Annotated in this window: 27 protein-coding genes; 8 read left to right on the top strand and 19 right to left on the bottom strand. The window is 62.5% G+C overall.

Translation table 11 applies throughout. From position 1 onward, the window contains the following. Window positions 1-334: 334 nt before the first annotated feature. From mnhG to RG540_RS04040, 8 genes are all read right to left on the bottom strand, one after another. Window positions 335-679 carry a monovalent cation/H(+) antiporter subunit G gene (mnhG, locus tag RG540_RS04075; protein WP_038584889.1) on the bottom strand — a complete coding sequence of 115 codons (345 nt, stop codon included), beginning with the start codon at window positions 677-679 and terminating at the stop codon, window positions 335-337. Further along, the gene (locus tag RG540_RS04070) at window positions 676-1,080 is read right to left on the bottom strand and encodes a cation:proton antiporter (protein WP_038584886.1); all 405 of its coding nucleotides are present in this window, start codon (window positions 1,078-1,080) and stop codon (window positions 676-678) included. The genes mnhG and RG540_RS04070 overlap by 4 nt, the downstream gene beginning before the upstream one ends. Continuing rightward, entirely contained in the window at window positions 1,077-1,550 is a 474-nt protein-coding gene (locus tag RG540_RS04065; protein ID WP_038584883.1) for a Na+/H+ antiporter subunit E, read from the bottom strand. Before RG540_RS04065 ends, RG540_RS04070 begins: the two co-directional genes overlap by 4 nt. Further along, window positions 1,547-3,100, bottom strand: coding sequence for a Na+/H+ antiporter subunit D (locus RG540_RS04060; RefSeq protein ID WP_038584880.1), 1,554 nt, complete (start codon window positions 3,098-3,100; stop codon window positions 1,547-1,549). The genes RG540_RS04065 and RG540_RS04060 overlap by 4 nt, the downstream gene beginning before the upstream one ends. Window positions 3,101-3,427: 327 nt before the next feature. After that, complete coding sequence (locus RG540_RS04055; protein WP_038584877.1) at window positions 3,428-3,805, bottom strand: Na+/H+ antiporter subunit C; 378 nt, start codon at window positions 3,803-3,805, stop codon at window positions 3,428-3,430. Continuing rightward, window positions 3,805-4,242, bottom strand: a complete 438-nt coding sequence (locus tag RG540_RS04050) for a Na+/H+ antiporter subunit B (RefSeq protein ID WP_038584874.1) — start codon at window positions 4,240-4,242, stop codon at window positions 3,805-3,807. Before RG540_RS04050 ends, RG540_RS04055 begins: the two co-directional genes overlap by 1 nt. Window positions 4,243-4,492: 250 nt before the next feature. Beyond that, window positions 4,493-6,847 carry a putative monovalent cation/H+ antiporter subunit A gene (locus tag RG540_RS04045; RefSeq protein WP_038584871.1) on the bottom strand — a complete coding sequence of 785 codons (2,355 nt, stop codon included), beginning with the start codon at window positions 6,845-6,847 and terminating at the stop codon, window positions 4,493-4,495. 301 nt (window positions 6,848-7,148) lie between these two features. After that, on the bottom strand, window positions 7,149-7,388 hold the full coding sequence (locus tag RG540_RS04040) for a hypothetical protein (protein ID WP_038593002.1): 240 nt from the start codon (window positions 7,386-7,388) through the stop codon (window positions 7,149-7,151). 330 nt (window positions 7,389-7,718) lie between these two features. Between RG540_RS04040 and RG540_RS31520 the strand changes: the two genes are divergently transcribed. The 4 genes from RG540_RS31520 (at window position 7,719) to msrB (ending at window position 9,957) form a co-directional block, all read left to right on the top strand. Next, the gene (locus RG540_RS31520) at window positions 7,719-8,147 is read left to right on the top strand and encodes a MerR family transcriptional regulator (RefSeq protein WP_080724879.1); all 429 of its coding nucleotides are present in this window, start codon (window positions 7,719-7,721) and stop codon (window positions 8,145-8,147) included. After that, complete coding sequence (locus tag RG540_RS04035) at window positions 8,083-8,499, top strand: carboxymuconolactone decarboxylase family protein (RefSeq protein WP_038584868.1); 417 nt, start codon at window positions 8,083-8,085, stop codon at window positions 8,497-8,499. Before RG540_RS31520 ends, RG540_RS04035 begins: the two co-directional genes overlap by 65 nt. Window positions 8,500-8,957: 458 nt before the next feature. Beyond that, window positions 8,958-9,284, top strand: coding sequence for an NIPSNAP family protein (locus tag RG540_RS04030; RefSeq protein ID WP_038584865.1), 327 nt, complete (start codon window positions 8,958-8,960; stop codon window positions 9,282-9,284). 262 nt (window positions 9,285-9,546) lie between these two features. After that, window positions 9,547-9,957 (top strand): peptide-methionine (R)-S-oxide reductase MsrB, encoded by a 411-nt coding sequence (gene msrB / locus RG540_RS04025; protein WP_038584863.1) that lies wholly within the window; start codon window positions 9,547-9,549, stop codon window positions 9,955-9,957. 48 nt (window positions 9,958-10,005) lie between these two features. Here msrB and RG540_RS04020 read toward each other — a convergent pair whose 3' ends face one another. From RG540_RS04020 to RG540_RS04005, 4 genes are all read right to left on the bottom strand, one after another. Then, window positions 10,006-10,392 carry a VOC family protein gene (locus tag RG540_RS04020; protein ID WP_038584860.1) on the bottom strand — a complete coding sequence of 129 codons (387 nt, stop codon included), beginning with the start codon at window positions 10,390-10,392 and terminating at the stop codon, window positions 10,006-10,008. Window positions 10,393-10,428: 36 nt separating this feature from the next. After that, window positions 10,429-10,836, bottom strand: a complete 408-nt coding sequence (locus RG540_RS04015; protein ID WP_038584857.1) for a GFA family protein — start codon at window positions 10,834-10,836, stop codon at window positions 10,429-10,431. Between the two features lie 17 nt (window positions 10,837-10,853). Then, complete coding sequence (locus RG540_RS04010) at window positions 10,854-11,723, bottom strand: aldose 1-epimerase family protein (RefSeq protein WP_038584854.1); 870 nt, start codon at window positions 11,721-11,723, stop codon at window positions 10,854-10,856. A gap of 115 nt (window positions 11,724-11,838) precedes the next feature. Continuing rightward, the gene (locus RG540_RS04005; RefSeq protein ID WP_038584852.1) at window positions 11,839-12,246 is read right to left on the bottom strand and encodes a (R)-mandelonitrile lyase; all 408 of its coding nucleotides are present in this window, start codon (window positions 12,244-12,246) and stop codon (window positions 11,839-11,841) included. Between the two features lie 429 nt (window positions 12,247-12,675). On the opposite strand from RG540_RS04005, the gene RG540_RS04000 reads away from it, so the two are divergent. Next, a complete protein-coding gene (locus tag RG540_RS04000) occupies window positions 12,676-13,302 on the top strand; it encodes a DUF1062 domain-containing protein (RefSeq protein ID WP_038584847.1) in 627 nt (208 codons plus the stop codon). On the opposite strand, the gene RG540_RS03995 is transcribed toward RG540_RS04000, so the two are convergent. Next, entirely contained in the window at window positions 13,303-14,229 is a 927-nt protein-coding gene (locus tag RG540_RS03995) for an SDR family oxidoreductase (RefSeq protein WP_038584843.1), read from the bottom strand. A 96-nt stretch (window positions 14,230-14,325) separates the two neighbouring features. Here RG540_RS03995 and RG540_RS03990 point away from each other — a divergent pair, with 96 nt between their 5' ends. Beyond that, entirely contained in the window at window positions 14,326-14,892 is a 567-nt protein-coding gene (locus RG540_RS03990) for a TetR/AcrR family transcriptional regulator (protein WP_038584841.1), read from the top strand. A 53-nt stretch (window positions 14,893-14,945) separates the two neighbouring features. On the opposite strand, the gene RG540_RS03985 is transcribed toward RG540_RS03990, so the two are convergent. Next, window positions 14,946-15,908, bottom strand: coding sequence for a DMT family transporter (locus tag RG540_RS03985; protein ID WP_038584838.1), 963 nt, complete (start codon window positions 15,906-15,908; stop codon window positions 14,946-14,948). 92 nt (window positions 15,909-16,000) lie between these two features. Here RG540_RS03985 and RG540_RS03980 point away from each other — a divergent pair, with 92 nt between their 5' ends. Beyond that, entirely contained in the window at window positions 16,001-16,546 is a 546-nt protein-coding gene (locus RG540_RS03980; protein WP_038584835.1) for a MarR family winged helix-turn-helix transcriptional regulator, read from the top strand. A 13-nt stretch (window positions 16,547-16,559) separates the two neighbouring features. On the opposite strand, the gene RG540_RS03975 is transcribed toward RG540_RS03980, so the two are convergent. Continuing rightward, complete coding sequence (locus RG540_RS03975; protein WP_038584834.1) at window positions 16,560-17,462, bottom strand: DMT family transporter; 903 nt, start codon at window positions 17,460-17,462, stop codon at window positions 16,560-16,562. A 176-nt stretch (window positions 17,463-17,638) separates the two neighbouring features. Between RG540_RS03975 and RG540_RS03970 the strand changes: the two genes are divergently transcribed. Next, window positions 17,639-18,271, top strand: coding sequence for a LysE family translocator (locus RG540_RS03970; protein ID WP_038584832.1), 633 nt, complete (start codon window positions 17,639-17,641; stop codon window positions 18,269-18,271). Window positions 18,272-18,275: 4 nt separating this feature from the next. Here RG540_RS03970 and RG540_RS03965 read toward each other — a convergent pair whose 3' ends face one another. From RG540_RS03965 to trhA, 4 genes are all read right to left on the bottom strand, one after another. Next, window positions 18,276-18,575: a type II toxin-antitoxin system RelE/ParE family toxin gene (locus tag RG540_RS03965; RefSeq protein WP_038584829.1), complete on the bottom strand. Its 300-nt coding sequence runs from the start codon at window positions 18,573-18,575 to the stop codon at window positions 18,276-18,278. Beyond that, a complete protein-coding gene (locus tag RG540_RS03960; RefSeq protein WP_038584824.1) occupies window positions 18,572-18,835 on the bottom strand; it encodes a type II toxin-antitoxin system ParD family antitoxin in 264 nt (87 codons plus the stop codon). Before RG540_RS03960 ends, RG540_RS03965 begins: the two co-directional genes overlap by 4 nt. Before the next feature lie 50 nt (window positions 18,836-18,885). After that, window positions 18,886-19,389, bottom strand: a complete 504-nt coding sequence (locus RG540_RS03955; RefSeq protein WP_038584822.1) for a GNAT family N-acetyltransferase — start codon at window positions 19,387-19,389, stop codon at window positions 18,886-18,888. Between the two features lie 159 nt (window positions 19,390-19,548). After that, a complete protein-coding gene (gene trhA / locus RG540_RS03950; protein ID WP_038584820.1) occupies window positions 19,549-20,214 on the bottom strand; it encodes a PAQR family membrane homeostasis protein TrhA in 666 nt (221 codons plus the stop codon). Between the last annotated feature and the right edge of the window lie 43 nt (window positions 20,215-20,257).

The raw sequence follows: 20,257 nt of genomic DNA, 5'->3' as shown, positions 1-20,257 counted from the left end.
ACCGAAGCCTACCCCTAAGCTCCATGCGGAAAAGAAAACGGTTCGCACCGGATATTGCGTTCGATTAAGGCTTGCCCAGGTCCGTGATCGACATTTATCGTTCCTCAATCCGAAGAACTTGTCGACTTCATCAAATTGACGAGGGAACGCCTAATCTAGAACAACATCTGCACTCTACTTGTAACGAAGTACCACTGCTTCGCTTTATCTCCAAGTGCGATTTTCGAGAGTTACCAGCCTTTCTGCGGCCTATATCGCTCCCACGTCAGCTTTACTGATGAATAGATGAGCATTTGCTCAGTCACGACAGGGTTATAACTCGTCCTCACCGGGATTATATTCGCTTATCGTAATCCTTCATTTCATCCCGGACGGACTCAGCGTAAAGTGGATATCCGATCTTATGTGCTGCCATAGCGAGCAGATGCGCCGAAATCGGCGCGGTCAGCACGAAGAAGAAGAAGCCTGCAAGGGCTCTCGCAAATGTCAGCAGATCGGCCGCATGGACGCCGACCGCCAGCAGCAGCAGCCCGGAGCCAACCGTGCCGGCCTTCGATGCCGCATGCATCCGGGTATAGAGATCCGGCAACCGGTTGAGGCCGATTGCCGCCACCAGTGCGAACCCGGCGCCGCCAAGGATCAGAAGGGCGGTTATCGTGGCCAGCAGGATATCCATCATTTCTTCGCCTTCCGCCTGACGGCCGGTCCGGTGCCGGGCGTGCGCCTTGCTGCGGATTTGCGCCGCGGTTCGGGCACCGATGCCGTGAACGTCTTCATCATGTCCGGCCTCGGCGTTTCCCGACCGCCGCGCGACAGGATGAAGCGTGCAAAGGCGACGGTCGCCAGGAACCCGACCAGGCCAAGCGAGATGGCGATATCGATATAGAGCGTGAAGCCAGTACGGATGGCGATCAGGGCGATGAAGCCGATGACGATGCCAGTCAGCATGTCGAGCGCCACGACCCGATCGGGAAGCGTCGGGCCCCTGATTACCCGCCAGACGGTGAGCAGGAAGGAGACGCAGAGCACCACGAGCGCCAGCCAGACCGCATAGGAGAGGATCATTTCAGCCGTCGTCATCGGAACGCCTCCATGATCTTGCGCTCGAAGCCGTCGGCGATATCCCGTTTCGTGGCCTCGACATCGGAACAATCGATCGCGTGGACGAACAGCGTCTTGCGGTCCTCGGAGACGTCGACCGACAGCGTGCCCGGCGTCAGCGTGATCAGGTTGGCAAGCAGGGTGATCTCGAAATCGCGGGTCACGGTCAGCGGAAAGGCGAAGATGCCGGGCTTCAGGTCCATGCGCGGGCTCATCACCAGCACCGCCACCTTCCAGGCCGACAGCGCCAACTCCTTCAGGAACAGGGTGAGCAGCGACAGGATGCGGCCGAGCCGCCGCCAATAGCCGCGGGCGCCCATCTCGTCGCGGACGATCCAGAGCGCCAGCGTCGACAGCGCAAAACCGAAGATCAGGTTGTGCAGCGTCGCGCTGCCGGTAACAGTGACCCAGACGACGGCAAACACCAGAGACAGGATATAGGTGATCATCGCGCTGTCCCTCCCGGGAAGACCGAATGGATATAGGCCGCCGGTTCGCCGAGCCCCTCCGCCGCCGTCTGGGCCAGATCGAGCAGCGGCTCCGGCAGCAGACCGAAAAGGACGACGAGCGCCGTCAGGCAGCCGAGCGGCAGGGCGATGCGCCAATCCGCCGGAGCGGCGGCCTCCGGAACAGGGTCGGGCTGCGGCCGCCAGAAAGCAAGCAGGAAGACCCGGGCGAGCGCCAGCGTGATCAGGAAGGCGGAGACGAGGATCGCGGCCGCCAGCCACCAGGCGCCGATATCGAGCGAAGCTTTCAGGAGCGCCACCTTGGGCCACAGGCCGGAGAGCGGCGGCAGGCCGGAGGCGGCGAGGAACAGCAGGAAGGCGGCGCCCGAAAACCACGGCGCCCTCCGGTAAAGCCCGCCGAGGCCGGAGAGCGCCCAGGTGCCGCCGAGCCGGCCGGCTTCGCCCGCCACCAGATAGAGCGCGGTCATGGTCACCACCGAATGCAGCGCATAGAAGATGGCGCCACTGACGGCCGCCGGCGTACCGATCGCCACGCCCGCCATCATGTTGCCGATGCCGGCAATGACCACGTAGCCCATGAGCCTGCGGATATCGTTCTGCGCCAGTGCGCCGAGCGCGCCGACCAGCATGGTGAGCGCCGCCGATATGGCGACGACGAGGCTCAATTCCTCGCGCTCGACGGGGAAGAGCATGATGGTGACGCGGATCAGCGAATAGATGCCGATCTTGGTAAGCAGCCCGCCGAACAGCGCCGACACGACCACCCGCGGCGTATGATAGGAGGCCGGCAGCCAGAAATTGACCGGAAAGGCGGCGGCTTTCATGGCGAAGGCGAGGATGAACAGTGCCGTCAGCGTCGTCAGCGGCGCGGTGCCGCGCAGACCCGCCGCCTTGCGGGCGATATCGGCCATGTTGAGCGTGCCGAGGACCGCATAGAGATAACCGACCGCGATCAGGAACAGGGTCGTGCCGATCAGGTTGAGGATTGCGTATTTCAGCGCGCCGTCGATCTGCTCCGGCTCGGAGCCGAGGATCAAAAGGCCGAAGGACGAGATCAGCAGCACCTCGAACCAGACATAGAGGTTGAAGATGTCGCCGGTCAGAAAGGCGCCCGTGACGCCGGCCACCAGCAGCATCAGGAACGGGTAAAAGCCGTAGCGCCGGCCGCTCGCGTCGATATCGCGCAATGCGAATATGCCGCCGGCAAGGGCAACGATCGCCGCGGCGAGCGCCATGACCGCGCCAAAAAGGTCGGCGGTGAACGCAATGCCGAAGGGCGGTAGCCAGCGGCCCATCACCATGGTGACCGGACCATGGCTCCAGACGCGCCACAGCAGGCCGGCGTCGAGGATGACGAGGAGAGCCAGGCCGGCAATCGCGATGCCGCCATGCAGGCGGACGGACTTGCGCACCATCATCAAGACGGCGCCGAAGCCGATCATCAGGGCGACGGGGAGAACGACAAGCCAGTCGGCAAGCGGCGGAGCGGCGAGGACGAGGGCTGCGGAGAGATCGATTGCTGGGGTGGCCATCAGTGGATGCCTCCCGGTCGCTTGCCGGCGAATGTCGCCGCGGTAGCTTGACCTGCCCGGACGGCTATCGTCGAAGTCGGGATACCCCCCTCTGCCCTGCCGGGCATCTCCCCCTCAAGGGGGGAGATCGGCTGGGTGCACCGACCTGCCACAAGCAGCCTCAGTCCCAGAAGAGAAGGTTCGATCGTCGTCGTTGATGAAGGCCGAGGCGCCGCCTCTGGCCGATCTCCCCCCTTGAGGGGGAGATGCCCGGCAGGGCAGAGGGGGGTGCCGCGAGATCCGAAGCCGGAAAAACGAAAGGGGATAACGACCTGCAAAACCATCCCCTCAATACCCCAGCGGCGGAAGCTGCTCGTCCCGCGGTTCGGCCAGCCGCATCTCGTCGGTATCGTCGGTGCCGAGCTCCTGGTAGGCGCGATAGGTCAGCACCAGAAGGAAGGCGAAGAAGGAGAACGAGATGACGATCGCCGTCAGGATCAGCGCCTGCGGCAGAGGATTGGCGGCGTTCGACGACAGCGTGTCCATGCCGGCCGGGATGATCGGCGGCACTTCGCGGGTAAGCCTGCCGGTGGTGAACAGCAACAGGTTGACCGCATTGCCGAGCAGCACCACGCCGAGCAGGATGCGCACGGTGTGCTTCGACAGCAGAAGGTAGATCGCGGCGGCAAAGAACAGGCCGATCAGGATCGAGAACAGCGCTTCCATCAGTCCCCTCCCTCCGCGTCCGAGCCCGGCTCCTGTTCGAGCGCCAGCGCAATCGAGGTAATCGCCCCGACGACCACCAGGTAGACGCCGATATCGAAGGACATCACCGTCGAGAGCGGCACTTCGACCTCGAAGATGACGGGATAGACCCAGAGCCCGGTCATGAACGGCACGCCGGACACGATCGAGATCAGGCCGGAGAGCGTCGCAAGCAGCAGGCCGGCGCCGGCAATCGCCATCGGGTGGAACCGGATCGCACGGCGCACCGCAGGCACGCCGAAGGCGATGCCGTAGATCGCCAGCGCCGACGCCGCGATCAACCCGCCGATGAACCCGCCACCGGGTTCGTTGTGGCCACGCAGCAGGACGAAGACGGAAAACAGCAGCATCAGGGCGGTGAGGAAGGGCGCGACGGTGCGCAGGATGAGGGTGTTCATGGATGAGCACCTTGCACGTTGGTTGCCACCACCTCTTGGAGGTTGAACAAGCTCCGTTCCCCTTGCAGGTCGAACCCGGTCAGCCCCCCTCTGCCCTGCCGGGCATCTCCCCCTCGGGTGGGGAGATCGGCTGGGCGCACGAGCATCGCTCTCACCGGAACGTTTGAGATGGCCGGGATCTCACCGCGATTCGATCTCCCCCCTTGAGGGGGAGATGCCCGGCAGGGCAGAGGGGGGTAAGCCACACCCGTCAACGCCGCGTCTCCATTTTGTCGTCCGCAACCTTTTTGCCCGCCCTCACCCGGATCAGCGCCAGCACCGCCAGCCCGGTCACCATCACCACCGCGATCTCGCCCAGCGTATCGGTGCCGCGGAAGTCGACGATGATGACGTTGACGACGTTGGCGCCGTGGGCGACGGTCTTGGAATAAGCGTTGAAGAAGTCGGTGAGCAGGGTATCGAACGGCGCCTCGGTCGACTTCAAGAGGAGCAGCGTGAAGCCGAGGCCGCAGGCGACCGCAATCGTCCCGTCGAAGAGCGATTGCCCCAGAGGCCGGTGGTCGCGGGGCGAGAGCCGCAGCCGTGTCATCACCAGCGCCAGGATGACGACCGACAGGGTCTCGACCATGAACTGGGTGAACGACAGGTCCGGCGCGCCGAACAGCAGGAAGATGACGGCGACGGCAAAACCCTGGATGCCGAGCGAAACGATCGCCGTCAGCCGATCCTTTGCACGCAGCACGGCGACGAGGCCGATCACCGCGATTGCGAAGAATGCCGCTTCCTGGACCAGCAATTGCTCCGGCCACCTAGGCATTGCCGGCAGTTCGCCGAACACGAAAGGCGGGACGAGCAGCGTCACGGCCAGCAGGATGAAGGTGGCGGTGATGTAGATTTCCAGCCGGCCCGGCTGGACGAGGCGGGTGACGACGCCCGAAAGCCGCACCAGGCCGGAGACGAAATGGTCGAAACCGCGGTCCGGGCCGGGGCCAAGGCTTTCCACCGCCCGCACCATGAAGGCCCGCAGGTCCGTCAGCCGCCAGAAGGCGAGCGCGCCGAGGATAACGGTGACCACCGACAGAAGCAGGGGCACGCCGAGATGCGGCATGGTCGAAATGTCGATGACGATCTTCTGGGCGGTGATCGCGCTTGCCATCGGCGAGGAGATGTAACGATGCGCCACGCCGGAAAAGAGTGCAGCCGCCAGGCCGAGCACGGACAGAACGACCGGGCCCAGCCAGAGCGTCACCGGTCCTTCGTGGGCATGTTTCGGTGTCTCGACATCAGGGCCGAGGAAGGGTTTCAGCGCCACGGCGAAGGCGATAGCGAACATCAGCGCGTTGCCGATTACGGCGAGGCCGGTAAAAAACACGGCGCGTGGATTGCCGGCGGCAAGCGCCGCATAGATCTCCTCCTTGGCAAGGAAACCGAAAAACAGCGGCAGGCCGCCCATGGAGAGCGCCGCCAGCAGCGCTGCGCCGAAGGTGACCGGCATGGCTGCCCGCAGGCCCCCGAGCTTCGTGACATCGCGGCTGCCGGCCTCATGATCCACCGTGCCGGTGACCATGAACAGCGCGCCCTTGAACAGCGAATGGGCGACGAGATAAAGCACCGCCGCCTCGACCGCATGGGCCGAACCGAAACCGGTCAGCATGACCAAGAGACCGAGCGAGGCCATGGTCGTATAGGCAAGCATCAGCTTCAGGTCCGTCTGGCGGACGGCGAGAAACGTGCCGGCAATGAGGGTAATGCCGCCGAAGAAGGGCAGCAGGATGACCCAGGCGGGTGTTTGCCCCATGACCGGGTTCAGCCGCATCAGCAGGTAGACGCCGGCCTTCACCATGGTTGCCGAATGCAGATAGGCCGAGACCGGCGTCGGCGCTTCCATGGCGTTGGGCAGCCAGAAATGGAACGGAAACTGCGCCGACTTGGTGAAGGCGCCGGCGAGCACCAGCAGCAGGGTTGCGAGATAGAACGGGCTCTGGCGCAGCCCGTCGCCGAGATGCACGAGCAGCGAAAGCTGGGTGACGCCGGTGATGTTCCAGAGGAAGACCAGGCCGGCGAGCAGGCAGAGCCCGCCGCCGCCGGTGATCACCAGCGCCTGAAGTGCCGCTCGCCGCGCCGCCTCCCTTTCGTGATCGAAGCCGATCAGCAGGAAGGAGGTGATCGAGGTCAGTTCCCAATAGACGAACAGCATCAGAAAGCTGTCGGAGACGACGAGGCCGAGCATGGCGCCCATGAAGGCGAGGATGAAGGCCATGAAGCGCCCCTGCCCCTCATGACCCTTCATGTAGCCGCCGGAATAAAGGACGATCAGGGTGCCGATGCCGGTGATGAGAAGCGCGAAGGTGAGCGACAGGCCGTCGAGGAACCAGGAGAAGGAGAGGTTGAAGCTCGGCGCCCAGGCATAGCCCCCGGTCACCACTTCGCCGGCGGCGATTTCGGGCAGGAAGGTGCAGAAATGCGCAAATGCGAGCGCCGGGGCCAGCGCCAGAACCCAGGCGGCCCTGTCGCCCAGAAGACGGGTGAGGACCGGTGCCAGAACTGCGGCGATGAAGGGAAGGAACAACGCGAAGAACGTCAACGCCGGCGCATTGGCAGCCATGTCATCTCCACGCTTCAGAAGCCCCACACCGCCCGACCGTTCGGAGGCAGGAGATTTTCTATGGGAAACGTGGCCTCGCCTCAAGCAGAACCGGACGAAACACACAGAAACGCGAGTTTTCGGGAATTTGATGGCAAGTGCCGCCAATGCTTGAGGGGGCAGCTTCTCGCGAGGAGCGGTTATTGCTGGCGTCGCAAAACTGCTTATTCTGCGGCCGCCGAGCTATGTTGGGTTCGCGCTCCCGGCTGGTGCCTGGCCTATGCTTAAGCAACGGTTCGGCATCATACCTCATAAGAAGGCTTCACGAAGAAGCCGAGAATTTCACCGTCACGCCGCGCTGCCGAAAGTAGGCCTGCATCAGCTTCCTGCCAGAACGGTTGTTCTGCACGAGCTTAGCCGGGTCGAATACGGCCTCTTTCAAACCCGCTCGGGCCATCGCCGCCTTGAGAGCCGCGATATGCACGTCGATGTCGGCGTTGTTCGCCTGGAGCGATTCATAAATGCGGCCTGTTGCATCTGCTACGGTCGGTTCGCTCACTATTTCACTCCTGCTGTTGCCTGGCTGGCGCTTATCATCTTTTTTCGGCTTGACCTTATTGTGGTGAAAAATGCCTTCGTCAATGTGCGACGCTAGATTGAGAACATCGCGTCCGCTTTCGAAGATGTGACTCCAGAAGCAGGCCATGGGGAAACTGGCATCACGGCCGGATGCAAGGGCAACAATGGGCCTTGAAGCGGACTTTGCGACCGTCACAAAAGTCGGGAAACAAGTGCCAGTTTCGCATTTTTTGCGAAACCGTTTTTAGTGGGTTGACTTAGAGTGCGCTCTAACCGGTAGCTTCCCATGCGTCGTGACGAAAGAAGGGCGTTTATGAAGATTGGCGAACTGGCAAAGCGTTCGGGACTGTCAGCCTACACCATCCGTTATTATGAGCGGATCGGATTGCTTCCCCATGCCGACAGAGATCAATCGGGCCAACGTGATTACGACGCATCAATCCTGATCTGGATAGAATTTCTCGATCGTCTCAAAACGACTAGGATGCCTATTCGGGAAATGCTGCACTACGCAGCTCTACGGGAGCGCGGCGTCGCCACGGAATCGGCGCGCAGCGCGTTGCTTGAACAGCACCGTGAGCGTGTCCGCGCCCAGGTGGCAGAATTGCAATCCTGCCTTCTCGTCCTCGACACCAAGATTGCCGGATATGCCGGCAAGGAACAGAGGAAAAATGACCATGACGCACCAATCCCCGAACGCCGGCGAAAGCCGGCTGGAACGCGGCAAGCGGGCGCTCGCTGAAATCGACGGCGCGGCCGGCCACAATGTCATCGCCGCTCTGGAGGACATCGCTCCCGATTTCGCAAACTACGTGTTCGAGTTTCCATTTGGCGACATCTACAGCCGCCCTGGCCTCGATCTGCGCGCCCGCGAGATCGCCACTATCGCGGCGCTGACTGCGATGGGAACCGCTACTCCGCAACTGAAGGTTCATATAGAAGCGGGCCTGAATGTCGGTCTAACCAAGGAGGAAATTATCGAGACCATAATGCAAATGGCCGTTTACGCCGGTTTTCCTGCGGCGCTTAATGGCTTGTTCGCAGCCAAGGAAGTCTTTGCTGCCCGGTTCCCCTCCCATGGTGAGGAGGAATAACCTGGTTATAAGGGAAATATCCTTCACAAACCCGCTCGCAAAGGTCGACCCAAGTGGCCAACCTTTGCGGCGGTTGAATGCTTTTGATCGACCGACCGGGAAGGCTGCGGCTCATGGCGCTGTTTCGCCCCGCAGACCTAGTCCTTTTCAAGGGGAGTATGCCGGTCTTCAGAATGGCCATGTTTCCGCGAATCTGTTTTATCTACCGCACGGCGGTTAGAAGGCACGGCCACCGTGCTCGACGCTCGTAACCTCATGGCCAATCGGCGGAATTCCAGGCCTAAACACTACGATCAGCTTGATAGATTAGCGGTTCGCACCTGTAGGGCCTGTTCTAATAGGGATGTTGACAGATCCACCGTGAAATTGACGTTGCTGCAAGTTTTGAGGACATCATGGCGGGCGGGGAGCAGGTGCCGAAAACGTGTCGTTCTGAACGGACATAAGGAAGCAAGACTGTGATCTACGAGCTCAGAATTTACGACTGCCTGCCCGGCCGATTGCCCGCGCTGCTCAACCGCTTTGCCGAACATACGCTGGCAATATGGGACAAGCACGGCATCAAGCAGGCGGGTTTCTTCACCACAATCGTAGGCGAAAGCAGCCAGCGTCTCACCTATCTCATCGCCTGGGAATCGCTAGGCGATCGCGAGGTGAAATGGAAAGCTTTCACCACTGATCCTGCATGGCTTAAGGCCCGCGACGAGTCAGAGCGCGACGGGCAAATCCTCTCCAATATCTCTAACCAGCTGTTGTCACCGACCGCCTTTTCGGCAGTAAAGTAAGACACCACTGATCCCCGCTTGCAGCCAGTCGGAATTCGATCCGATCTGATCATCCGCGGAAGTTATGAAGAACGGCAGCTCTTAGGATATCGCCAACACTGCCTGAACGGCCGGAATGAGGGCGCTAACCTATCCGTTGGAAAACGAGTGTCTATCTCCGCCTTAGGACGGAAACCGCCGTAGCGGCATCCACTCCCCAATCGCGGACTTTTCCTTCGCCGCCTCGATGCCTATCTATGGGGAAAACGAAAGGAACCCTGCGATGTCCGATGTCATCACCCCGAAAGTCCAGAAGACCGATGCGGAGTGGCGCGAGCTCTTGACGCCCGAGCAGTACCGCATCCTGCGGCAGGCCGGCACCGAACGCGCCTTTACCGGGCCCTTCTGGAACAGCCATGAAAAGGGCCTCTACAGCTGCGCCGCCTGCCACGAGCCGCTGTTCGTCTCCGACACCAAGTTCGATTCCGGCTGCGGCTGGCCGAGCTATTTCGAGGCGGTGAATCCGGAGGCGATCACCGAAATCCGCGACGTGTCGCACGGCATGGTGCGCACCGAAGTCCGCTGCAGCAATTGCGGCGGCCATCTCGGCCACGTTTTTCCCGACGGCCCACCGCCGACCGGCCTGCGCTACTGCATCAACGGCCATGCAATGGATTTCGAGGCGATGAAGTGAAGCAAAACACCCGAAGCGCCGGCGATCCGCCGGCGCTTTTTTTAATTCTCAGTAATCTTCGCTGATCTCGAGCCAATAGCCGTCCGGGTCCTGCAGGTAGATCGACCGCACCCCATCGGCACGGGTGTAGATCCTGCCCTCGTTTCTCGCCAGATCGCCGTATTTCGTGCCGGTTGTGGCGATGTGGGCGACCGTGGCGTCGAGGTCGGTCACAGCGATGCAGAGATGGGTCGACATGGTGACGTAGGTTTGGCCGAAATCGCCTTCGATCAGATGGATCGACTGGTCGTCGCCGATACCGAACCAGCGGATGTTCGGCTTGCGCGCCTTGCACTCGATTTCCGGCAGGCGCAGGACCCGGTGATAGAAATCGGCGCTGCGGGTTAGATCGCGAACCATGATGGACAGGTGGTTTATGCGAAGCGACGCGGTCATGCTCTCCTCCAACAGCACTCGCGGGACCGCCTGACGTCAGGTCGGGTCCTTGTCGTAGACGATGATCCCGGACGGCAGTTTCACCCAGGAATGCCGGCGGCAATCATAGACCGAATCCTGCGGCGCCGGAAAGCCCGGATCGGCGAAGGCGCCGACCGAGACCGCCACGAAATGCTGCTCGGCGCCCTCTTCCGTATGATAGAGATTGGTGCCGCAGACGGGGCAGAAGCGGAACCTGAACCGGGCGCCCTGGTCTCCGGTGCGGACATATTCGGTGGCCTTGCCGGAAACCTTGTAGTCCGGAGCGAAACCGGCAAGTGCGGCAAAGACGCTGCCGGTGCGACGCTGGCAGGCGAAACAATGACAGACGCCGACGCCGAGCGGCTCCCCTTGGACCTCGATCGACAACTGGCCGCAGGAACAGGTGGCTATGCGGGGCGACATGGGAGCACCTCGGTTCGTTACGCCGGCAGTTCCACCGTGAAGGCGAAGCGGGCCTTTTCGCCCGGCTGGAGAACCACGCCGTAGGGACGCTTGGCGATATCGTCCGAACCGCCGAGTTCGGCTGCGGTGCCGTGCCAGGGTTCGATGCAGATGAAGGGGGCTCCGGGTTTCTGCCAGAGCGCCAGGTTCGGCAGGTTATCGAAGGAAAATTTGAGCGCGGGACCGCCCTCGGCGGCATAGGTCAGCCCCTCGCCCGCCCCTTCCGGAAAGATCATCGCATCCGCCTCGAACATCGCATGGTCGAGCGTCAGGCTGCCTGCCGTAAACGGCGACGGCAGCTTTTCCGGCTTGACCAGCCCGCCTTCCAGCCGCGTCAAAGCCGGTTCGGCGCCGTTGTCGAGGGTGATGGTGTGGGCCTTGCCCGTACCGCCAGGGATCGGCCAGACGAAGGCCGGGTGGAACCCGAGGCCGAAGGGCATCGGCCGCTGATCGCGGTTCTCGACTTCGGCCGCGACCGTCAGCGTCCGGCCATCCAGCGAATGCTCGACCGCCAGCAAGAATTCGAACGGATAGACGGCGCGGGTCGCGTCGGATGCGGCGAGCTCGTAGCGGCACGTGGTCCCGCTCGACGAGGCGAGCGTAAACTCGCTGCGGCGGGCAAAACCGTGCTGACCCATCTCGCAGGTCTTGCCCTCGACGCTAATCCGGTTTTCGGGCGCCTTGCCGACCATCGGAAACAGGACTGGCGAGCGGCCGTTCCAGAAGGCGGCATCGCCATTCCAGAGAAACGAGCGGCCATCCGCCGCCGTCAGCGCCTGCATCTCCGAGCCGAGCGAGGAGATGTCGACGGTCAGGTGCGGGTTGGAGATGCGGGTAACGTCGGACATGGCGGCTCCTTCAGGTTCCGGTTCGCAATCATGCCCTCATCTTTGCGCGACAGACGTTTCCGTTCAATGACGCATGCGGTCTTTTCGAGCGTCAAACGGCGCCAGCCAGTTCGGCTCAGTCTTTCGCGACCTCGCCTGCATATTGATCGTCCGTCACCGCACCCAGCCATTCCGCCGTGCTGCCGTTCAGCGCTTCCTGGATGGCGATATGGGTCATGGCGGTGGTCGGGGATGCGCCGTGCCAGTGTTTTTCGCCGGGCGGGAACCAGATCACGTCGCCTGGGCGGATGGCCCGGACCGGCTCGCCCCAGACCTGGGCGAGGCCAGCGCCGGCCGTGACGAGCAGCGTCTGGCCGAGCGGGTGGGTGTGCCAGTCGGTGCGCGCACCCGGTTCGAAGGTGACCGAAAGGGCGCGGACCCGGGCCGGCTCCGGCGCCTCGACGATCGGGTCGAGCCTGACGGTGCCGGTGAAATATTGTGGCGGTGCCTTCGAAGGCTGCGATCCGCTGCGCTTGATGTCCATGGTTCGATCCTCGCTGAACGACTGGTTACACTTCATATAGGTCAGGTCATATAGGTCAGAACAGGAGCGGCGCGACGTCCAAAAATTCTTGACTTCGGTTTTCGCATGTTTATGCCTTTCCGTCGAAGAGCGTCGGCCTTTGAGGTTCAGTTTGCCTAAGTAATCCCCGGTCTCGACAGGTTCACCCTCCCATGTGTGGAAGAGCGGTGACGCTTGCCCGCGTGGGAACACTGTTCATCGGGGTGGCGGCTTGAGACCGGTTTGGCATTGATCGTGCCAGTGCGGCCTCCGCTGCCCTGAACCGTCCGACGACAACCTCCGACGCTTGGCCTCCCACAGTCCGGACCTTCGCCACACCGTGCGCGCCCGCATAGGGCTTCTTGAGTGCCGTTTCCCGCATGAACTTCCTGACCGGAAGATCAAAACGGCATGTGCGACATCCTCCATCTCGAATGGACTGCAACCCCTAAAACCCCACCCCGGCCGATCCTTGCCTGCAGCGGCTGCGGGTTATCGAGACCGTTCCGCTCCAGCGGCCGCATCCGCCTCAATGCCAATGGCAAGCGGCTCGATGCCTGGCTCATCTACAGATGCATCGCCTGCGACGGCACCTGGAACCGGCCGATCTTCGAGCGGTTGACCATCCGGGCGATCGACCCTGCCATGCTCGAAGCGATGCAGGCGAGCACGCCGGACTGCGTGGCCCGCATCGAATTCGATGCGCAGGCGCTGAAGGCCAAGGCTGGACGCATCGAGGAAAGCGACGACATCGAGACGCGCAAGGCGGTGCTGCGCCACGATGCGGATTGGCGGCGGATCGCAATCACGCTTTCCCTGCCCTACCCGACCGGCCTGCGGCTCGACCGGCTGCTGGCGGCGGAACTTCAGCTTTCGCGCAGCCGGCTGCAGGCGCTTTTCGACAGGCAAGAAATCCGGATCGGGCCGGAGCGGAAGGACGCACTGAAACGCGGTGTCCGCGACGGCACCCTGATCACGCTCGACCTGCGCGACGAGGCCGAGCGAATGGCGGTGAGCAAGGCGGCGATGGGCGGTTGATCAGCGATAACCGGTGGCGTCGGCCGGCTTGCCGGGCTCCTGAACCTCTTTCATGTAGCGCCAGCAATCCGGCCGCGAGCCATCGACATCGTTGAACTCATAGACCTTGGCAAGGCCGCCGCTCGACAGCGACTGGCCGTTCCAGCGCGCCCGGTCCGGATCGGCGGCAAGCGCTGCCACCGCCCGGCCGATGAAGCGCGGGGTTTCGGAAATGCAGAAATGCGGCTGGGCGATAAGCGCATCCCGCCAGTTCTCCTCGGTCACCTCGTAGATATCCAGCATCATCTCGGAGCGCAGCCAGCCCGGCGTGATCGACACGGAGGTGCTGCCCACCTTCTTGAGGTCCTTGCCATGCGCCCAGGCCATGCGCGTCACCGCCGTCTTGGCAAGATCGTAGAAAGGCGAGAGGCGGTAGTGTTCGGCATTGTATTCGGCGGTGCCGTCGGTGACCTCGACCAGCAGGCCGCCCGGCTTTTCGATCATCAGCTTCAGCGCGTGATGGGCGGTGATCAGATGGGTGTCGATCGCCAGCCGCAGCATGCGCAGGCCCTTTTCAAGGTCGTGCTCCCAGACCGGCTTGTCCCATTCGAACAGATGTTCGCCGCCCCAGATGTCGTTGACCAGGATATCGAGCCTCCCCTGCTCACGGCGGATGCGCTCGACGAGCGCTGCGACATCCTCCGGGACGAGGTGATCGAGCGGCACCGCAATGCCGGTGCCGCCGGCTTGCGTCACCAGGTCGGCAGTGTCCTCGATCGTTTCCGGCCGGCGGTATTCCGACTGTTTCTGCCGCGTCGTTCGGCCGGTGACATAAACAGTTGCACCGGCCGCCCCGAGCTCGACCGCGATACCCCGCCCGGCACCCCGCGTGGCGCCTGCCACCAGCGCGATTTTCCCCTCCAGCGGCTTTTTGTACACGTGCGACATGACGGCTCCTTCCCTTCCGGTTCGGTATGGTTAGAACTGGCTTTCCAAATCGAGACAATATATAAACGTTTATTCGTTTATAATGCGAGAGGCAAGATGGCGCGACCAAAAACCATGCCGGACAGCGAGGTGCTGGCGGCGGCGCTGAAGGTGATGCACGAAAAAGGCCCGGAGGCGCTGACCTTCGCCTCGCTCGCGACCGCCTGCGGCCTTTCCGGCTCGACGCTCGTGCAGCGTTTCAAGAACAAGGAAGAACTTGCCCGCGCCGCGCTGCTGTTTGCCTGGGACGATCTCGACGCCAGGACAGAGGCGGCGATCGCCACCGCGCCGAAGACGCCTCAAGGTGCCGTGGACATTCTCGTTGCGATTTCCGGAGACTATGGGGGCATCGAAGCCTATGCCGAGGGCCTGCTGATGCTGCGGGAGGATTTTCGCGATTCTCGCCTGCGCGCCCGGGGCTTTGCCTGGGGCGAGGTTCTGTCCGCCGCGATCACCGCCTGTTTTGCAGCAACGCCGGGCGCGCCGGACAATATCGGCATGCTGATGGCCTCGCAGTGGCAGGGTTGTCTTCTCTGGTGGGGGTTCAACCCCAAGGGGCCGATCGACGCGCATGTGCGCCGGAACCTGGAAGCGTTTGTCGCAGCGGTGCTGCCCGGACAATAAGAAAGGCCCGGACTGCCGGGCCTTTCTTCGACCTTCCGGCTCAGGCTGCCGGTTCAGGCGACCTTGCCGCTGCGCCGCGGGCGAAGCATGGCAGCCAGCCTGCGGCAGGCCATCAACAGAACTTCCGACTTCAGCGACACGATCGCAACACCGGCAAGCACGATCGCAGTGGCGATGATCTCTCTCAGGCTGACGGGTTCGCCCAGCAGGACAAAACCGAGGACAATCGTCCAGGGCGGCAGGAAATAGCCGTTCATCGAACCGATCGTCGGGCCCGCCTTCTTGAGGATGTTCATGTAGAGAACGATCGGCAGGGCCGTTCCGAATACGCCAAGGACGAGAAGCAACGGCAGGTTGTCGAGTGCCGGAGAGAAGGCCGAAAGACCGCCGAGATAGATCATCACCGCGAAGGTCGGCAGGCCGGAGAACAGCTGCTGTCCCAGCGCCAGCCGGACCGGCTGAGCACCTGGAATACCGCGCACATAAAGATTGCCGAGCGCATAGCTGACCGCGACGATGGCCACGGCGCCGACGCCGCGAAGGCTGACGTTGTCGGCACCGAGCGCCGCCGGGCCGATCAGCAGGACCATGCCGCCGAAGCCGGTTGCAAGCCCGAGCGCCACTTTCGGTGTCAGCCGCTCGCTCGCAAACAGCGCCTGCGCCAGAACCGCGACGACAAGCGGCGTGGAGGCCTGGATCATCGATGTCAGGCCCGCCGAAATTTCCGTCAGCGCGTAGGCCGTCAGGCTGTTCGGCACGACGCCCTGCAGGAAACCGAGGACGACCCAGTCGCGCATTTCCCGTCCGCGCGGGAGAATGTTGTGGCCGGAGACGATCATCCAGATGGCAATCAGGCTGCCGCCCATCAGCCCCCTCACCGCCGTCAGGGCGAGCGGAGAGAGCGCGGTGCCCGCCAGCTTCAGGAGAATGAAAGCGCCTCCCCACAGGAAGGAACAGGCAAGCATCTGCACGATCAGTGGAATTTCAAAGGACTTCCTTGCGGCGATCGAAGGCATGGTCGGCTCCTCACCTATTTATCTTCATGTGAAGATATTTGCTCTCAATTTATCTTCATGTCAAGATAGTTTCATCGAGACGGAGAATCGCAATGGCGGAAGCGAGAAAAACGCAGGATCACATCGACCGGGCGCGGGCCCAGTGGGCGAAACAATTGCCTGATCTCGATACGGGACCGATGGATATTCTCGGCCGCGTCTACCGCCTGTCGCGGCTGGTCACGCCGTCGATCGAGGCGACATTCGCATCATTCCAGCTGGACCGCGGAGAGTTCGATGTCATCGGAACGCTGCTGCGCTCCGGGCCACCCCATCGGCTGACGCCGACGGAGCTCTACCGGTCGCTGATGATCGCCTCCGGCAGCCTCACCCACCGGCTCGGCCGGCTGGAAAAAGCCGGCCTGATCAAGCGCGTCCCATCCGACCGCGACGGCCGAAGCCTTTCCGTGCAGTTGACTGACGAGGGCATCGACAGAGCGGCGGCCGCATTCCGGCAGGACATGGCGAGCGAGGCGGAGGCGATCGCGGGTTTCGATCCGGAGAAGAAGGCACAGCTTGCAGGCCTGCTGCGGGAACTGAACCTTGCCGTCGAGGCCCATCTTTCACGACAGGGACCGCCGGAGCCGGCGGAGGATTGACCGCCAGCGAAGATCAGACGGAAGCGAGCTTTCGACGTGCCGGCAAGGTCATGGCGGCAACTCCTGCGACGACGCAGACGAGGCAGGCCCATGCGCCCGGATGCAGGCTTTCGCCGAGGAAAACGACGCCGATCGCCACCCCGACGGGCACGCGCAGATAGGCCTGCGAGGTCGCACCAACCGAGCCGAGCGTCTGCATCAGCCTGAAATAGATGACGAAGGCGAGCGCCGTCGAAAAGACCGAGAGCGCCACCAGCGCGAGGATCGAGTCCAGCGAGGGTGAGAGCGTCCAGGGCTTGTCGACGATCAGGCTTGCCGGGACCAGCAGCGCGGCGCCGCAGACGAGCGAGCCGGCCGCCGGCATGATCGGGTCGAGACCCTTGAAGTTCTTGCCGAAGATCGCCGCTCCAGCATAACACACCGTCGCCAGTACGATCGCCAGCTGCGGCATCAGTCTCTCGCCGAGCCCCGACAGCGCTTCGACGCCGATCACCATGCAGATGCCGACCAGCCCCGCGCCGACGCCGAACAGTTTTCGCACCGTCACCGGCTCGTGGCGGGTGATCAACGCCGTGATCAGGAAGGCGAAGATCGGCGTGGTGGAATTGAGGATCGCCGCAAGCCCGGCTTCGGTCGATTGTTCCGCCCAGGCGATCAGCGTGAAGGGAATGGCGCTGTTCAGGCAGGCCTGGAATAGGAAGCGCGCCCAAGTGCCCCCGTCGCGCGGCAGCTTCAGGCCGCGCCAGCGGATCACGGCGAGCAGCACCGCTCCGGCGATCAGCGTCCGCAGCGCAATCAGCGTGACCGGTGGGATGGTCCCGACGCCGATCTTGATGAACGTGTAGGAGGCGCCCCAGAGCGTGGAGAGCGCCAGAAGCAGCGCCAGTTCTTTCGTCAAATTCGGTGTGTTCGGCATGATCTCGCCTGGCCTGTTCGCATTTCGATGCGGGTGTTCTAGGTCAAGACGACGGGCGGATGCTTCGGTGCCGATCGAACTGTTTCGACGCTGCGCTGCCTGATCGGCTGCGCCGGGCGCTCTTGCAGCCCGCCGCTGCCTGTTGCAATGATGCGGGTTCATTCAAGGAACAAGATATGCCCTCGACCGAGCTGTTTCTCGCCTTCCTCGCCACAACGGCGGTGTTCGCTTATATTCCCGGGCCGGCCATGCTTTATGCCGCGGCCCAGACGCTGGCGCGCGGGCGGTGGTCGGGCCTGATGGCCTCGCTCGGCATCCATATCGGCGGTTATGCGCATGTGTTCACCGCCGCCGCGGGGCTTTCGGTGCTCTTTCACGCTGTTCCGATGCTTTACATGGCGGTGAAGCTTGGCGGGGCGGCCTATCTCGTCTGGCTCGGCATCTCGCTGTTCCGCGCCAAGGCGGCGGGCGATGCCGAACTTCCGGAGATTGCGGAGAAATCCGGCCGGCGGGCGTTTTTCGAAAGCATCACCGTGGAGGTGCTGAACCCGAAGACGGCGATCTTCTTCCTTGCCTTCCTGCCGCAGTTCATCGACGCCTCGGCCGCCTTCCCCATCTGGCTGCAGTTCGCGATCCTCGGCACGATCGTCAACCTGATGTTCTCGTCCGCCGATATCGTCTGCGTCTTCCTCGCCGGCGCTGTGATCACCCGGCTGAAACGCTCGAGCGGAGCGCAGCGGCTGATGCAACGGGCCGGAGGGGCGCTGCTCGTCGGGCTCGGCGCGCATCTGGCGTTGCAGCGGAGCTGAGGGGTCAGTCGTCCGGGAAGAGGACGGCTTCGTAATCCTGGGCGGCGTTGAGGATATTGAGAACGTAGACATTGGCATCATCGACACGATAATAAATCACGTAGTTCCCGTGGGGAACGCGGCGTATATCGGCGTGTTGCAACCGAGAAAGAAGCGGAAATCGGAGTGGCATCCTCGCCAGACTCTGGCACCGCAAGAGCAGTTCCTCGACAAAGCTTTCCGCCCGTGAAGGATTGAACTGAGCAATATAATCACCGATGCGCTCGAAGTCCTCTTCGGCCTCGGACGTGATGACAACGATCACTTGCCGCCGTCTTTCGCCATCGCGGCATATTTAGCCTTCAAGCGAGCAGCAACCTCTTCAATGGGCTTGAAGCGCCCCGCTTCGACATCTGCCAGACCCCGCGCCAACGCAGCGTCCAACACCATAAGACGTTTCTCGCGCTCCTCGACCAGCCGCACGCCTTCACGCAGGACCTCGCTACGGGAGTTGTAGCGGCCGGACTTCACCAGTTCGTCGACGTAGCTTTCGAGATGCTGTCCAAGATTTGCGCTGCTTGCCATGGTCTTCTCCGTTCATCGAAGAATACCAAAACCAATAACTATTATCAACGTCACCCCGTGACCTTCAACTCCATGCAGGTCAGATCCAGCCAGCGGCCGAACTTGGTGCCGACTTCGGAAAACGTGCCGGCAGTGCGGAAGCCGAGTCTTTCGTGAAGGCCGATGGAGGCGGTGTTTCCGGCCTCGATGCAGGCGACCATGACGTGGATGCCGTTCTCGGCGGCGCGGGTTATCAGGTCCCGCATCAGCAGCCGGCCGATGCCGGCGCCGCGGAAATCGCGGTGGACGTAGACGGAATGCTCGACCGTGTGGCGGAAACCGTCGAAGGCGCGCCAGTCGCCGTAGGAAGCGTAACCGGCGACCTTGCCGCCGACATTCGCGACCAGGACCGGAAAGCCGCGCGCCTTGCGGGCGGCGAACCATTCCTTGCGGTTCTGGAGGTCGACGAGGACCTCGTTCCAGATCGCCGTCGTATTGGCGACGGCGTCGTTGTAGATCTCCATGACGGTCGGGAGATCGGCTTCGGTAGCGTCGCGGATAAGTGGTTGGGTCATCAAATTTCGTCCATCATGATACTCGTTTGTCCACTATATCAGACGACAGAATAGCGAGTCCAGATTTGCTGGTCTGCTCTTTTGATAACTTCAATGGAATTGATGAGGGAGGGGCGAGCCTGAAGCTAATCGGTTGACCGCGATAAACCGAACCTCGGATCAAAAACCGCCTGAGAGGCTGAAGCAAGTCATCACCGCACCGTAGTGGACGGCGGCGGCAGCGACCACGAAACCGTGCCAGATGGCATTCTGGAAACGCAGCCGTTCCCAGACGTGGAAGATCACTCCAAGCGAATAGATGAAGCCGCCGATGACGATCAGCCAGACGGTGACGGCCGGCAGATATTGCGAGATCGGCCCCGCCACCATCACGCCGCTCCAGCCCATGGCGAGATAGAGCAGGATCGTCAGCTTGTCGAAACGGCCGGGAAACAGGCATTTCAGCGTGATACCGAAGATCGCGGTCGCCCAGATCGCCAGAAGCATGGCGAATATCCAGGGGTCGTGCGCACCGCGCTGCAGGAAAGGCGTATAGGTCGCCGCGATCAGGATGAAGATCGCCGAATGGTCGAGCCGCCGCAGCACCCATTTGGTGCGCGAGTGAGGCCAGATATTGTAGGTGAACGAGATCGACAGGCAGATGATCAGGCCAAGGCCGTAGATCCAGGCGGCGGCGATTTCGCCATGGCTCGACCAGACCGTCGCATAGAAGATCAGGGCGGTGGCGCCGACCAGTGCGAACACGATACCGACGCCGTGGATGATGCCATCCGCGACGATCTCGTGGAAATCGTATTTCCGCCCGAAATTGAAAAACTCGTTCATCCGACCTTCCGCCTGCCTCGATCTTAAGAATGAGCATGACCGC

Origin of the sequence: Neorhizobium galegae bv. orientalis str. HAMBI 540 (assembly GCF_000731315.1) — a bacterium.
GTDB lineage: Bacteria > Pseudomonadota > Alphaproteobacteria > Rhizobiales > Rhizobiaceae > Neorhizobium > Neorhizobium galegae.
This window is presented reverse-complemented; position numbering and strand designations above follow the sequence as displayed.

Bases quoted from the DNA above. Each gene is read 5' to 3' on its own strand.
- mnhG (WP_038584889.1), bottom strand. From the start codon at position 679: ATGATGGATATCCTGCTGGCCACGATAACCGCCCTTCTGATCCTTGGC.
- RG540_RS04070 (WP_038584886.1), bottom strand. From the start codon at position 1,080: ATGACGACGGCTGAAATGATCCTCTCCTATGCGGTCTGGCTGGCGCTC.
- RG540_RS04065 (WP_038584883.1), bottom strand. From the start codon at position 1,550: ATGATCACCTATATCCTGTCTCTGGTGTTTGCCGTCGTCTGGGTCACT.
- RG540_RS04060 (WP_038584880.1), bottom strand. From the start codon at position 3,100: ATGGCCACCCCAGCAATCGATCTCTCCGCAGCCCTCGTCCTCGCCGCT.
- RG540_RS04055 (WP_038584877.1), bottom strand. From the start codon at position 3,805: ATGGAAGCGCTGTTCTCGATCCTGATCGGCCTGTTCTTTGCCGCCGCG.
- RG540_RS04050 (WP_038584874.1), bottom strand. From the start codon at position 4,242: ATGAACACCCTCATCCTGCGCACCGTCGCGCCCTTCCTCACCGCCCTG.
- RG540_RS04045 (WP_038584871.1), bottom strand. From the start codon at position 6,847: ATGGCTGCCAATGCGCCGGCGTTGACGTTCTTCGCGTTGTTCCTTCCC.
- RG540_RS31520 (WP_080724879.1), top strand. From the start codon at position 7,719: ATGAAGATTGGCGAACTGGCAAAGCGTTCGGGACTGTCAGCCTACACC.
- RG540_RS04035 (WP_038584868.1), top strand. From the start codon at position 8,083: ATGACGCACCAATCCCCGAACGCCGGCGAAAGCCGGCTGGAACGCGGC.
- msrB (WP_038584863.1), top strand. From the start codon at position 9,547: ATGTCCGATGTCATCACCCCGAAAGTCCAGAAGACCGATGCGGAGTGG.
- RG540_RS04020 (WP_038584860.1), bottom strand. From the start codon at position 10,392: ATGACCGCGTCGCTTCGCATAAACCACCTGTCCATCATGGTTCGCGAT.
- RG540_RS04015 (WP_038584857.1), bottom strand. From the start codon at position 10,836: ATGTCGCCCCGCATAGCCACCTGTTCCTGCGGCCAGTTGTCGATCGAG.
- RG540_RS04010 (WP_038584854.1), bottom strand. From the start codon at position 11,723: ATGTCCGACGTTACCCGCATCTCCAACCCGCACCTGACCGTCGACATC.
- RG540_RS04005 (WP_038584852.1), bottom strand. From the start codon at position 12,246: ATGGACATCAAGCGCAGCGGATCGCAGCCTTCGAAGGCACCGCCACAA.
- RG540_RS04000 (WP_038584847.1), top strand. From the start codon at position 12,676: ATGTGCGACATCCTCCATCTCGAATGGACTGCAACCCCTAAAACCCCA.
- RG540_RS03995 (WP_038584843.1), bottom strand. From the start codon at position 14,229: ATGTCGCACGTGTACAAAAAGCCGCTGGAGGGGAAAATCGCGCTGGTG.
- RG540_RS03990 (WP_038584841.1), top strand. From the start codon at position 14,326: ATGGCGCGACCAAAAACCATGCCGGACAGCGAGGTGCTGGCGGCGGCG.
- RG540_RS03985 (WP_038584838.1), bottom strand. From the start codon at position 15,908: ATGCCTTCGATCGCCGCAAGGAAGTCCTTTGAAATTCCACTGATCGTG.
- RG540_RS03980 (WP_038584835.1), top strand. From the start codon at position 16,001: ATGGCGGAAGCGAGAAAAACGCAGGATCACATCGACCGGGCGCGGGCC.
- RG540_RS03975 (WP_038584834.1), bottom strand. From the start codon at position 17,462: ATGCCGAACACACCGAATTTGACGAAAGAACTGGCGCTGCTTCTGGCG.
- RG540_RS03970 (WP_038584832.1), top strand. From the start codon at position 17,639: ATGCCCTCGACCGAGCTGTTTCTCGCCTTCCTCGCCACAACGGCGGTG.
- RG540_RS03960 (WP_038584824.1), bottom strand. From the start codon at position 18,835: ATGGCAAGCAGCGCAAATCTTGGACAGCATCTCGAAAGCTACGTCGAC.
- RG540_RS03955 (WP_038584822.1), bottom strand. From the start codon at position 19,389: ATGACCCAACCACTTATCCGCGACGCTACCGAAGCCGATCTCCCGACC.
- trhA (WP_038584820.1), bottom strand. From the start codon at position 20,214: ATGAACGAGTTTTTCAATTTCGGGCGGAAATACGATTTCCACGAGATC.